The 12,316-nt window shown below is 59.0% G+C and carries 13 protein-coding genes and 1 other RNA gene; 6 read left to right on the top strand and 8 right to left on the bottom strand.

Features of this window, described 5'->3' with window-relative positions; all coding sequences use genetic code 11:
- Positions 1 to 89: 89 nt before the first annotated feature.
- The 4 genes from efp to AAAB35_RS29395 all read left to right on the top strand — a co-directional run bounded on the left by efp (position 90) and on the right by AAAB35_RS29395 (position 3,741).
- Positions 90 to 653 (top strand): elongation factor P, encoded by a 564-nt coding sequence (efp, locus tag AAAB35_RS29410; RefSeq protein ID WP_340671864.1) that lies wholly within the window; start codon positions 90 to 92, stop codon positions 651 to 653.
- Positions 654 to 714: 61 nt separating this feature from the next.
- On the top strand, positions 715 to 1,506 hold the full coding sequence (locus AAAB35_RS29405) for an inositol monophosphatase family protein (protein WP_340671863.1): 792 nt from the start codon (positions 715 to 717) through the stop codon (positions 1,504 to 1,506).
- 178 nt (positions 1,507 to 1,684) lie between these two features.
- Positions 1,685 to 2,707: a MotA/TolQ/ExbB proton channel family protein gene (locus AAAB35_RS29400; RefSeq protein ID WP_340671862.1), complete on the top strand. Its 1,023-nt coding sequence runs from the start codon at positions 1,685 to 1,687 to the stop codon at positions 2,705 to 2,707.
- 2 nt (positions 2,708 to 2,709) lie between these two features.
- Positions 2,710 to 3,741, top strand: a complete 1,032-nt coding sequence (locus AAAB35_RS29395; RefSeq protein WP_340671860.1) for a peptidoglycan -binding protein — start codon at positions 2,710 to 2,712, stop codon at positions 3,739 to 3,741.
- An 8-nt stretch (positions 3,742 to 3,749) separates the two neighbouring features.
- On the opposite strand, the gene AAAB35_RS29390 is transcribed toward AAAB35_RS29395, so the two are convergent.
- Positions 3,750 to 5,555: an ABC transporter transmembrane domain-containing protein gene (locus AAAB35_RS29390; RefSeq protein ID WP_340671859.1), complete on the bottom strand. Its 1,806-nt coding sequence runs from the start codon at positions 5,553 to 5,555 to the stop codon at positions 3,750 to 3,752.
- A gap of 216 nt (positions 5,556 to 5,771) precedes the next feature.
- Here AAAB35_RS29390 and rpmE point away from each other — a divergent pair, with 216 nt between their 5' ends.
- Entirely contained in the window at positions 5,772 to 5,993 is a 222-nt protein-coding gene (gene rpmE / locus AAAB35_RS29385) for a 50S ribosomal protein L31 (RefSeq protein WP_106667026.1), read from the top strand.
- A 250-nt stretch (positions 5,994 to 6,243) separates the two neighbouring features.
- Positions 6,244 to 7,668 (top strand): APC family permease, encoded by a 1,425-nt coding sequence (locus AAAB35_RS29380; protein ID WP_340671858.1) that lies wholly within the window; start codon positions 6,244 to 6,246, stop codon positions 7,666 to 7,668.
- A 58-nt stretch (positions 7,669 to 7,726) separates the two neighbouring features.
- Here the strand turns inward: AAAB35_RS29380 and AAAB35_RS29375 are convergent, their stop codons facing one another.
- From AAAB35_RS29375 to ssrS, 7 genes are all read right to left on the bottom strand, one after another.
- On the bottom strand, positions 7,727 to 8,476 hold the full coding sequence (locus AAAB35_RS29375) for a YebC/PmpR family DNA-binding transcriptional regulator (protein ID WP_340671857.1): 750 nt from the start codon (positions 8,474 to 8,476) through the stop codon (positions 7,727 to 7,729).
- 165 nt (positions 8,477 to 8,641) lie between these two features.
- Positions 8,642 to 9,064: a DUF1284 domain-containing protein gene (locus AAAB35_RS29370; protein ID WP_340671856.1), complete on the bottom strand. Its 423-nt coding sequence runs from the start codon at positions 9,062 to 9,064 to the stop codon at positions 8,642 to 8,644.
- Positions 9,061 to 9,639 (bottom strand): biotin transporter BioY, encoded by a 579-nt coding sequence (locus AAAB35_RS29365; protein ID WP_340671855.1) that lies wholly within the window; start codon positions 9,637 to 9,639, stop codon positions 9,061 to 9,063. The genes AAAB35_RS29370 and AAAB35_RS29365 overlap by 4 nt, the downstream gene beginning before the upstream one ends.
- Positions 9,640 to 9,687: 48 nt before the next feature.
- Positions 9,688 to 10,434 carry a TerC family protein gene (locus tag AAAB35_RS29360; protein WP_340671854.1) on the bottom strand — a complete coding sequence of 249 codons (747 nt, stop codon included), beginning with the start codon at positions 10,432 to 10,434 and terminating at the stop codon, positions 9,688 to 9,690.
- Between the two features lie 112 nt (positions 10,435 to 10,546).
- The gene (locus tag AAAB35_RS29355) at positions 10,547 to 11,371 is read right to left on the bottom strand and encodes a TIGR00282 family metallophosphoesterase (RefSeq protein ID WP_340671853.1); all 825 of its coding nucleotides are present in this window, start codon (positions 11,369 to 11,371) and stop codon (positions 10,547 to 10,549) included.
- A gap of 42 nt (positions 11,372 to 11,413) precedes the next feature.
- A complete protein-coding gene (locus tag AAAB35_RS29350; protein WP_340671851.1) occupies positions 11,414 to 12,019 on the bottom strand; it encodes a 5-formyltetrahydrofolate cyclo-ligase in 606 nt (201 codons plus the stop codon).
- 31 nt (positions 12,020 to 12,050) lie between these two features.
- A non-coding RNA gene (gene ssrS, locus AAAB35_RS29345) (6S RNA) lies at positions 12,051 to 12,207 on the bottom strand.
- Positions 12,208 to 12,316 lie beyond the last annotated feature (109 nt).

Here is a 12,316-nt window from a genome sequence, read left to right as displayed (position 1 = left end):
ATTTCGCGAATTTGTGGTCTTGGAGGCGCCAACATTTGGCCGTGCCGCGGAAATCGGTGCCAAGTTCCAACAACAATCCGGATAGACAAATGAAAATCAACGGGAATGAAATCCGTCCAGGCAACGTGATCGAACACGATGGCGGTCTTTGGGTCGCGGTTAAGACAAATGCCGTGAAGCCCGGCAAGGGCGGCGCCTACAATCAGGTTGAACTCAAGAATCTCATCAACGGCACCAAGTTGAACGAACGCTTCCGCGCGGCCGAGACTGTTGAGAAAGTGCGCCTCGAACAGAAGGATTTCTCGTTCCTCTATGAGCAGGGCGAAGCGCTGGTTTTCATGGACACAGACAGCTACGAACAGCTCGAACTGCAGAAGGATTTCGTTGGCGATCGCGCTGCTTTCCTGCAGGATGGGATGATGGTTACAGTCGAACTTTATGACGAGAAGCCGATCGGTATCTCGCTACCCGATCAGGTCACGCTGGCGATCACCGAAGCCGACCCGGTTGTGAAGGGCCAGACTGCGGCATCGTCTTACAAGCCCGCTCTGCTCGAGAATGGCATTCGCGTTCTCGTTCCGCCCTTCATTTCGTCGGGTGAGCGCATCGTCGTCGACACCAACGAAATCACCTATATCCGCCGCGCTGACTAAGCCGGCCGCGGGAGCCGGTCCGGCCGGCTCTCTTACCTGATTTGACGGAGAAATACCCCGAATGGCGCGTTCAGCGATACTCAATGTGATGGTTCAGGCTGCCATGAAGGCAGGCCGTTCGCTGGCGCGCGATTTCGGCGAAGTACAGAACTTGCAGGTATCGCTCAAGGGTCCTGGCGATTATGTAAGCCAGGCCGACAAGCGCGCCGAGGAGATCGTCTATGCCGAGCTCAGCCGCGCGCGTCCCGATTATAGTTTCCTGATGGAAGAATCCGGCGTTGTCGAGGGCAGCGACGGCCAGCATCGCTGGCTGGTCGATCCGCTCGACGGCACCACCAACTTCCTGCATGGCATTCCTATTTTTGGCGTCTCGATCGCTCTCGAACGTCAGGGGCAGATCGTTGCGGGCGTGATCTTCAACCCGGCCATGGACGAGCTTTATACCGCCGAACGCGGCGGTGGTGCGTTTCTTAACGATCGCCGCCTGCGTGTTGCGGGCCGCACCAAGCTGGTCGACGCCGTCATCGGCACCGGCGTTCCCCATCTTGGCCGTGGCCACCACGGCAATTACCTCGTCGAACTGCGCAATGTCATGGGCGAGGTTTCCGGGGTTCGCCGCATGGGCGCCGCAGCGCTCGATCTCGCCTATGTTGCCGCTGGCCGGCTTGACGGTTTCTGGGAAAGCGGCCTTTCACCCTGGGATATCGGCGCTGGCATCATCCTTGTTCGTGAAGCGGGCGGTTTCGTCACAGATTTCGACGGCGGGCAGGATGTGGTCGAGAGCAATTCGATCGTCGCGGGGAACGAGGCCATCCAGAAGGCGCTGGTCAAGGCATTGAAAAAGCCAATCTAGTGTGAAATTTCTGCGGTCGCGGTCAAATTCGCCTGCTGCTTATTGCTCCTTCCATTTTGCCTACAATTTCGGTTAGGTTCGACGGGACCGATTTGGCCGCGCCGCTGCGCGCGTGTCGGGGCGGCTGGGGAGTTGTGCGCCACATGGTGTACGGATTAGGCGACGCGGAGACGATGCGATGGCAGATTTCAGTTCGACCCGCCAGGGTCGGGATGGTGAAGAATACGATCCTTACCGGCTTTCAAGCCCGAGGTTCGTCCTCTTGTCCATGGCAATATTTCTGGCGATCGTTGCTTTTCTCGCCGCCATCCTGTTTCGCCAGATCTCGGTCTTCTATGCCACAAACCCCGGCCTCAACAGCCTGATCCTCGGCGTTCTTGCCATCGGCATCCTTCTCGCCTTCGGCCAAGTTATCCGGCTCTTTCCCGAAGTACGATGGGTCAACTCCTTTCGCCGGGGCAACAGCGATCCAAACGCGCGTCCCATCATGCTCGCACCGATGCGAGCGCTCATAGGCCGCCGCCAATCGATGGCATTGTCGACAAGCGCCATGCGTTCGATGCTCGATTCGATTGCCTCACGCCTTGATGAGACGCGCGACATATCCCGCTATTTGATCGGCCTCCTCGTCTTCCTCGGCCTGCTTGGTACTTTCTGGGGTCTCCTTGAAACAATCGGTTCCATCGGCCAGACCATCCAGTCACTTGATCCGCGCGCCGGTGACGCCAACAGCGTTCTCGACTCGCTGAAGGCCGGTCTGCAATCACCATTGCGCGGCATGGGGACCGCCTTTTCGTCCTCGCTCTTCGGTCTTTCCGGGTCGCTCATCCTCGGCTTTCTCGACCTGCAGGCCGGCCGGGCACAAAACCGCTTCTATACCGAACTTGAAAACTGGCTCTCCAGCGTCACCGACCTCGGCTCCGACCTTCAAGCGCTCGATGCCGCCAGCAGCGGAACAAGCGACGAACTCCGCGCGTTGGCCGAACGCCTGCAGAACATTCAGGAGAGTGGAGGATCGAGCCAGCGCACGACGGCGGCGCTTGCCAGCCTCGCCGAGGGCATTCAGGGGCTGGTCAAGAATATGCGCTCCGAGCAGCAGATGATGCGAGACTGGGTGGAGAAACAGGCTGACGAACAAAAGAACATCCGCCAGACCTTGTCGAAGCTCGGCGATGCCATAGCCCGCGATAAGGCCAACTGAGCATGGCTCTCGGTCGTAACCGCAAGGCTATCCGCCACGTCGACTACTGGCCGGGCTTCGTCGATGCCCTTTCGACCCTGCTCCTTTCAATCATGTTCCTCTTGTCGGTGTTCGTATTGGCGCAGTTTCTGCTCAGCCAGGAGATCACGGGCAAGGATGCCGTACTCAACCGCCTCAATGCCCAGATCAATGAGCTGACGCAACTTCTGTCGCTCGAACAGGGCAACAAGCAGGATCTCGAAGATACGATCGCGAATCTGCAAGCATCGCTGACCAACGCCCAGAACGAACAATCTCGCCTGCAGTCGCTGCTGTCACAGGGTGCTGGTGCGGGGGCGGCCGCGGAGGGAAAGATCAGCGAGCTCTCCACGGGTCTTGAGAACGAAAAACAGATCAGCGCTCGCGCCCTTTCGCAGGTCGAAATTCTGAACCAGCAGATCGCCGCCTTGCGCAAACAGATTGCCGCGCTCGAAGACGCTCTCAACGCTTCCGAGTCGCGTGACAGGGAATCGAATGCCAAGATCGCCGATCTCGGCAAGCGCCTCAACGTTGCCCTAGCGCAGCGCGTGCAGGAGCTTAATCGCTATCGCTCAGACTTTTTCGGCCGGTTGCGCGAAATCCTTTCCGACCGCGAAAACATCCGTATCGTCGGCGACCGCTTCGTCTTCCAGTCAGAAGTGCTGTTCCCCCTGGGCTCGGCTGTGCTCAACCCCGCCGGTTCGGAGGAGATGAAAAAACTTGCTGTCGCCTTGATCGAATTGCAGAAGGAAATTCCCGACGACATCAACTGGGTTCTGCGCGTTGACGGCCATACCGACAATATTGCGCTTTCGGGATCCGGGCAGTTCAAGGACAATTGGGAGCTTTCGTCGGCTCGCGCCATTTCGGTCGTCAAGTTTCTGATTGCCAATGGGGTACCGGCGAACCGGCTGGTCGCGGCGGGCTTCGGCGAATTCCAGCCGCTTGAACCAGGCGACTCTACCGAGGTTCGTGCGCGCAACCGGCGTATCGAACTGAAGCTGACCGAGCGATAAGGGTTCGTCTATTCCGCAGCGCCCTTGAAGGCATCGGCTCCCGCCTCGAACTGCAGCTTGGCAAGGCCGGCATAGATGCCGTTTTGCTTGACCAGCGTCTGGTGTGTGCCTTCCTCGACGATCTTGCCATCCTCCATGACAAGGATGCGATCAGCCTTGAGCACGGTCGCGAGCCGATGAGCAATAACCAGGGTCGTCCGTCCCTGCATCAAGTGGTCAAGCGCCCTCTGCACCAGCATTTCACTCTCGGCATCAAGGGCTGAGGTGGCCTCGTCTAGGAGCAGGATGGGCGCATCGCGCAGGATCGCTCGGGCAATGGCAATACGCTGCCGCTGCCCGCCGGAAAGTGTCACGCCGCGTTCGCCCACCTGCGTCTCGTAGCCGTGATCAAGGGCCATGATGAAATCATGGGCAAGCGCGGACGTCGCGGCACCCTCGATCTCCTCGTTGCTGGCACCGGGCCGGCCAAAGCCGATATTCTCGCGCACGCTCGTGGCAAAGATGGTCGTATCCTGCGGTACGATGGCGATGCGCGAGCGCAGATCGAGCGGATCGGCGTTGCGCAAATCGACGCCGTCAACTTTGATATTGCCGGATACTGGATCGTAATAGCGCAGCAGCAGCGAAAACACGGTGCTCTTGCCGGCGCCAGACGGGCCGACAATCGCAACAGTTTCGCCGGGCTTGATCTCGAATTCGAGGCCCTTCAATGCGGGCGCATCGGGCCGGCTCGGATAGTTGAACCGCACCCTGTCGAAGACGACGCTGCCGACGGGCGGCTGGGGCAACGCCACGGGATTGGCCGGGGCCGCGATTGTCGGCTGTTCGGCCAGGATTTCCATGAGCCGCTCCGCCGCGCCCGAAGCCTGCGACATTTCTCCCCAAACTTCAGACAGTGCGCCAAGGGCGCCAGCCGCGAACACCGCATAAAGCAGGAACTGCCCGAGCGTGCCCGGAGTCATTGCTCCCGCAAGAACATCACGTGACCCGAACCAGAGCACCGCAACGACGCTCGAGAAAATCATGAAGATGGCAAAGGCCGTGAGTATTGCGCGCGCCATCACCGACGACCGCGCTGCGTCGAAGGCGTCTTCTACCGAAGCCGCAAATCGGCGGGTTGCGAGTTTCTCATTTGTGAAGGCCTGCAGCGTGCGGACGGAGACGATCGATTCACTGGCATAGGCCGTGGCATTCGCCAGTCGGTCCTGCGCCGCGCGCGAGCGACGCCGCACCGAGCGGCCAAAGGCGACAAGTGGTATGATGATCAGGGGGATTGCCGCGATCACGAGGCCCGAAAGCTTGGGGCTGGTAATGACCATCATCACAATGGCGCCGAGGGCAAGGATGACGTTGCGAAGGGCAACCGACGCTGTTGCACCCACGGCCGACTTGATCATCGTCGTATCCGCTGTCAAACGCGAAACGATCTCGCCCGATTGGGTGCTGTCGAAGAAGGCGGGAGAGAGGCGGGTCAGGTGCTCGAAGACGTCGTGGCGCAGATCGGAAACGATACGTTCGCCGAGCGTTATGACGAAATAGTAGCGACCGGCCGAAGCAATGGCCAAAAGCGCGGCAAGCACGACAAGCATGCTGAAATAGGTGTTGATGAAGGCTCCGTTCACGTCGGAAAAGCCGTGATCGATCATGCGGCGGACAGCGAGGGGGAGCGTCAGCGTCGTCACGGCCGCCACGATCAAGGAGACGAGCGCACCAGCGATCATGCCCTTGTAACGGGCCATGTATGGAAAGACGCGGCGCAGCGGCTTCAACGAACGCCGCTTTCTTTCCGCTTCTTCAAGAGCCAGATCGGCCATACTTCCTTGTTTCCTCGTCTCAACCGCAAGCGAATGTTGGAATCGAACCACCAGACGGCCTTGTTATTGCTTAAAGGCTGATGTATAGGCTCGCCAACAGTTTTGGAAGCCCACGGCCCTGTGACGTATGGCTTCATCTCTACCAATCGGCTCCGGACCGGCTCGTCACATCGATGGTGGCTCCAGTTTTGCGCCCTCTAGTTTAGGACAAGAAAGATGAAAGCCAAGATTCATCCCGACTATCACACGATCAAGGTCGTCATGACCGACGGCACTGAATACCTCACTCGCTCGACCTGGGGCAAGGAAGGCGACACGATGAACCTCGACATCGACCCGTCCACCCATCCGGCATGGACCGGCGGTTCGCAGCAGCTGACCGACCGCGGCGGCCGCGTTTCGAAGTTCAAGAGCCGCTTCGCCAACCTCGGCATATAATTTTCCTGCCAGGCAGTTTTTTAAAACGGCCCCGCTCGCGCGGGGCCGTTTTGCTTTTGAGCCATCTGGACCTCGTTATCCTGGTCAGTTTTGCTGCCGGTACGTTCCTCCATCTACGCATACATGCCGGCTAAACACCCAAGGGGAGAACAGGTAGGAACCTCCGAAATGTCGGCAAGCAAATTGACAAGGACTTGATTCGCCAATAGCTTTTTCTAACGCCAAGCCGACTCAAAGGGAGGACTGCCCGATGACCGACGTAACTTCAGGTGTTAAAACGGCATCGGCAACGCCGGTCGAGCCAAGTCTTCACAGGGTCATGGGACCCTGGCTTCTTCTTCTCTTTATCGTCGGTGACATCCTCGGAACCGGCATTTATGCGCTGACCGGCCAGGTGGCAAAACAGGTAGGCGGGGTAGTCTGGCTTCCCTTTCTTATCGCCTTTGTCGTCGCAGTCGTCACCGCGCTGAGCTACCTTGAACTGGTGACGAAATTTCCAAAGGCGGCGGGCGCTGCACTTTACACCCACAAGGCGTTCGGCATTCATTTCATTACCTTCATCGTTGCGTTCACCGTGATGTGCTCGGGCATCACCTCCGCATCGACGGCCTCACGCGCCTTTGCTGCCAATCTTTCGGGAGCGTTCCAGCTCAATCTCGAAACGGGGATCGGCATCTCGCTTGTTGCCCTCGCCTTCATGGCAATTGTCGCGGCCGTAAACTTTCGCGGCGTCGGCGAAAGCGTGAAGGCCAATGTGGTCCTGACCGTCGTTGAGTTGACCGGCCTTCTCATCATCATTTTCATTGGCCTGATGGCGATTTCCGCAGGTCAGGGTGATGTCTCGCGTGTCACGCAATTTGCTACGGCACCGGATTCCAGCGTATTCTGGTCGGTGATGGCAGCGACCACCCTCGCCTTCTTCGCCATGGTCGGGTTCGAGGACTCCGTCAACATGGCCGAGGAATGCAAGGAGCCAACACGGATTTTCCCAAAGGTTCTGCTCGCTGGCCTTCTTATCACTGGCACGATCTACGTCCTCGTATCAATATCGGCAATCACACTCGTTCCGCCCGCCGAACTCGGCGAAGGCGAGACTCCGCTTCTCAAAGTGGTGCAGGCGGGCGCGCCGAGCTTCCCGCTCTGGATTTTCGGCTTCATCACCATGTTCGCCGTCGCCAACAGCGCCCTGATCAACATGTTGATGGCAAGCCGCCTCGTTTATGGCATGAGCCGCGAACACGTCCTGCCGCCGCTCTTCGGCAAGGTGCATCCGACACGCCGCACGCCCTATCTCGCGATCGCGTTCACGACGCTGCTGGCATTCGGCCTGATCATGTTTGTCGGCGAGGTGCCTGCGCTTGGGGGGACGACCGCGCTGCTCCTCCTCTTCGTGTTCACCATCGTCAATATCGCGGTCCTCATTCTGCGGCGCGAGACTGTCGACCACGATCATTTCCGCACGCCGACTTTCCTGCCGATCGTCGGGGCAATTTCATGCGCTTTCTTTGCCGGCCCATGGACGGGTCGTGATCCGGTTCAATACAAGATCGCGGGTATACTTGTTGGTGTCGGCGTTGCCTTGTGGATCGTCACGGTCCTCATCAACCGGGCAAGCGGGGTAAAGCCCGAAGAACCCACCATGGAGACCCTTGGCGGCGACGGCCCCATGAACTGATAAAAAATCCCGCCAGCCTTGCAGCTGACGGGATCGCATCATTGCGGAATTGGAATAATCAGGCCGCGCTGAGCTTGGCCAGAACTTCGTCGCTCACCTCGAAATTGGCATAGACGTTCTGAACGTCGTCATCGTCGTCGAGCGTGGATATGAGGCGGAGCACCGACTGAGCTTTCTCTTCATCGACTGGTGCCATGGTCTGCGGCTTCCAGATGGCCTTGACCGACTCAGCTTCGCCAAGCGCGCTTTCAAGCGCCTTTGAAACATCGCCAATATCTTCGAACGCGCACAGGATGACATGCCCGTCCTCGTCGCTGCCGACATCATCGGCGCCAGCCTCGATTGCCGCCTCCATGACCTTGTCGGCGCTTCCTGCCTCCGGCTTGTAGGTGATTTCACCAACGCGGTTGAACATGAAGCCCACCGACCCCGTTTCGCCCATCGCGCCGCCAGCCTTGGTGAAGGCAGCGCGCACATTGGAAGCGGTGCGGTTGCGGTTGTCGGTCAGTGCTTCCACGATCACGGCAACGCCGCCCGGGCCGTAGCCCTCGTAGCGAACTTCCTCGTAGTTATCGCCTTCACCGCCTGCCGCCTTCTTGATCGCGCGTTCGATATTGTCCTTCGGCATCGACTGAGCCCGGGCGTTCTGAACGGCCAGACGCAGGCGCGGATTCATTGTCGGGTCGGGCAGACCCTGCTTTGCGGCGACGGTGATCTCGCGGCCAAGCTTGGAGAAGATTTTCGACCGCACGGCGTCCTGGCGCCCTTTGCGGTGCATGATGTTCTTGAACTGTGAATGGCCTGCCATGGCACCCCTGCGTGCTTTGATATGTTAGCTGATGTTTCACGCCGGAGGCCCTGCAATTTGACGCTGCGGGCTACACCTAGCGGAAGCATGCTGCTGGAATGGCGCCCTTATAGGGAAAATCGTATCGCGCGTCCAGCCACAGCGAAAGCAAACCTTAGAGCGTTTTTACCGTGTCAGCCGTACGTCGGGGAAATTAGCCCGCGAAATGTTCGAACACAGATCAAACCATTCGCAACCACCGCAGGCCTCGCGAGACCCGCCCTTCTTGAACTCCTGTCGCAATTTCCGCAACAGGCCGGCGTCAAGCTCGATTATATCGCCAGTGTTCAGTGGCCGTGCAAGCAATTTGGCCACCGCATCCGCAGCCTTGGCGTCGCGTTCCAAAACGCTGTCCCACAGGCAGTGGGGGTCGGTCTCGCTAAGCAAAGGGGCACAGATATCATCCGGCCCCTCGCCGATCTCTATGTCTTCGCCCGCCGCCAGCCGCTTGATGACCTCGTCATAATTGGCTGTGAAGGCCTCGCTGTAGCCTTTGCCGACATAGGTCAGCATGCACAGGAGGTGGTGCGGGCGAAGCCTGATTGTCAACTCAAGCGAACCATGACCCCTGAGCGGCGCAGTGCCTCGATGATGGCGGCAGCGAGAGCCGATTTGAGGATGCCGCCGACGATGAACGGAGCAACGCCCGACACCCAGGCCGTTTCAAGGCCAAAAAGCTGAACCAGCCAGGATGCGCCGAGCACCAGGCACAGGGCATTGCCGAGAAGCATGACCGCAAAGGATGACCACGGATTACGTGTCAGGCCACGCTCGGCGAGATAGCCGACAAAGGCTGCGACGACCGGGAACGCAAAGAGATAGCCCGCAGTCGGTCCGGCAAAAGGTGCAAGCCCGAATGCCCCGCCAGCCAGCACCGGCATCCCGACCATGGCTTCGACCAGCCAGGCAATAACTGTCAGGCCGCCAAGGCGCCAGCCATAGAGCGCTCCGACCATGGTGACCGCGAAGGTCTGCATGGTCACCGGTACCGGGATCATCGGCACGGATACCCAGGAGCTGACGGCAAGGAAAGCCGTTCCGATCAGGACAGCGAGTGCCTTGTAGACGAGCGGCCGGTTAGCGAGCTTCAGGGGAACGAAAGCTTCAGAGAGAGTCGGGTTCATCAAGTGGACGTCCTTGTGTCAAAATTCTGGGTTGGCGGAAGAAACACATCAACGGCTTTTCTTTCTCCTGCGCCGCGCAAGCATGTTAAGCCCTTCGACGAGAGCCGAGAAGCCCATTGCCGCATAAATGTAACCTTTCGGCACGTGAAAACCGAAACCATCGGCAATGAGAGTCATGCCTATCATCAGAAGGAATCCGAGGGCAAGCATGACGATAGTTGGATTGGCAGCGATGAACCTCGACAAGGGCTCGGCCGCCAGCAGCATGACAGTGACGGCGGCAAGAACGGCGATGACCATAATCGCGATTTCATCGGTCATGCCGACCGCCGTAATGATCGAATCCACCGAAAAAACAAGGTCGAGCAGAAGGATCTGCGTGATCGCTGTGCCCATCGATAACGTAACGGCCTTGCCGATTACATCTTCCTTGGCGTCTTCGTGATCGACGCTATGATGGATTTCCTTTGTCGCCTTCCAGACCAGGAAGAGGCCGCCGGCAATGAGGATGAGGTCGCGCCAGGAGAATCCGTGTCCTAAGACTTCGAACACCGGTTCGGTCAATTGCACGATGATCGAAATCGTAAAGAGCAGAACAAGGCGCAGCACCAGGGCAGCGCTGATGCCGAGCCGCCGGGCTCGCGCCTGCTTTTCCTTCGGCAATTTGTTGGTGAGAATTGAAATGAAAATGAGATTGTCGATCCCGAGGACGACCTCCATCACGACAAGCGTGACAAGGGCGATGAGACCCGCGGGCTGAAAGATGAAATCGAAATGAGAAAGTAGCGCTTCCATGGGGGTCGTTCCTGCGTTGCTGTTGGCCCGGATGGTGCAAATCGAAGACAATAGATGATGGTTCGAAGTCTTTTTAGACGCGCAGGTGGTGACCCTTCGCGCCAAGTTCAAATTATTTCCAGAATGAGGGAATGGTCTCCTCCAAGCGCGGACCGATGCGCAGTGGTGCAATTTTCTCGGCAAGGCCGGTCCGATCCGAAATCTCGACGCCGACGCCGCAGATCGTTGCCTTGCCGCTCGCTGCCTCGAAACGTCCCTTGGGCACCTTGGACAGGAACCGGTTGAGCGGCTCCTCCTTGTCCATGCCGAGCGAGGAATCATAGTCGCCGCACATGCCGGCATCGGACATATAGGCCGTGCCGCCATTAAGGATTTGCGTATCCGCCGTCGGCACATGGGTATGCGTCCCGACGACGAAACTCGCGCGGCCATCGACGAAATGGCCGAAACACTGCTTCTCGCTGGTCGCCTCGGCGTGAAAATCGAAAACGACGGCATCGGCCTGTTCACCAAGCGGACAGGCAGCGAGGATTTCCTCGGCCACGGTAAAGGGATCATGCAGGTCCGGATGCATGAAGACCCGACCCATGATGTTGGCGACAAGGACGCGTGCGCCATTCTTGGCAAGAAAAAGTCCCGACCCCTTGCCGGCCGTTCCGAGCGGGAAGTTTGCAGGGCGCAGGAACCGCTCCTCGCGGGCGGCAAAAACCAGCGCCTCGCGCTGGTCCCAAACATGGTTGCCGGTGGTAACGACGTCCGCGCCGGCATTGATCGTGTCGTGGAAGATTTCCTCGGTGATGCCGAAGCCGCCCGCGGCGTTCTCGCCGTTGACGATAGTGAAATCGAGTTTGAGGTCCGATATCAGACCAGGCAACTGCTCGTAGACAGCAGTTCGCCCTGACCGGCCCACCATGTCACCTAGAAAAAGTAATCTCACGCGCACATCCCAGGTCAGCTGCCATCCTTGGCGAGTCTTGCATCAAAGGGATTTATCCGTCCGATTGAGGCTGCGCAACCCGCTTTCCGTCAGGATGGCCTCCAAGGGCATGTCATGCGGCTCATCGGGCACGATTTCAACCTCCTGGCAATCAAATGCCACGCCGATGAGGCGCGGCTTGAGCCCCTTGTCCTCGAGCCGTGCGATCGCCCGGTCGTAATAGCCGGCGCCGTAGCCGATGCGGTGCCCGCGCGCGTCAAACGCGGCGAGTGGCACTAGCATGAATGTCGGATCCAAGACTGCGGCATCCTCGGGCGGACCAGCCGTACCGAAACCGGTATCGACCATCGGCGCGCCACGCACGAGTTCGCGAAAGAGGATTGTATGCTTGTCTATGATGGCTGGCAGGCAGAGTTTTGCGCCCTGTTCTCGCAGGCCAAAAAGCAGCGGGCGCAGGTCGACTTCGGAGCGGATGGGCCAGAAGCCAGAAACAATGGCGCCGGCATCGAGCTTAAACGAAGCGAGACCGATCTCGGCAATGCGCATCGACCCCTCGATCCGCGCCTCGGTGGTCAGCGCGTCGCGCCGCCCGAGCGCCTCGAGGCGCAGTTTTTTCTTCAGCTCTTTGATGGGGGAGTGATGCGTCACAGCAAGGCTTTGGAAGCTTGAAAAACAAAAGTGGCGTCCACACAACCGATGGAGAAGTCGATCCCGGGAACCTACAAAGTAGGTGGGCGCCGTGTGAAGAGGCCCACGGGCCTCCTCAGGGACAGCTCCCTAAGGGATCATTAAGGCCCCGGGGAATAAGTCTCTCCTGTCGAGAAGCGCAGAGCGCCATGACAAATATAGGACGGCGGACGGAATTGCACCAGTACCGTTGTGGGCTAATTTCAACCTCTTGCCCCGGCGCTGCCGCAATCCTAATCTCGCGGGCTCACGAAAGGG

Source organism: Phyllobacterium sp. (assembly GCF_037994425.1).
GTDB lineage: Bacteria > Pseudomonadota > Alphaproteobacteria > Rhizobiales > Rhizobiaceae > Phyllobacterium.
This window is presented reverse-complemented; position numbering and strand designations above follow the sequence as displayed.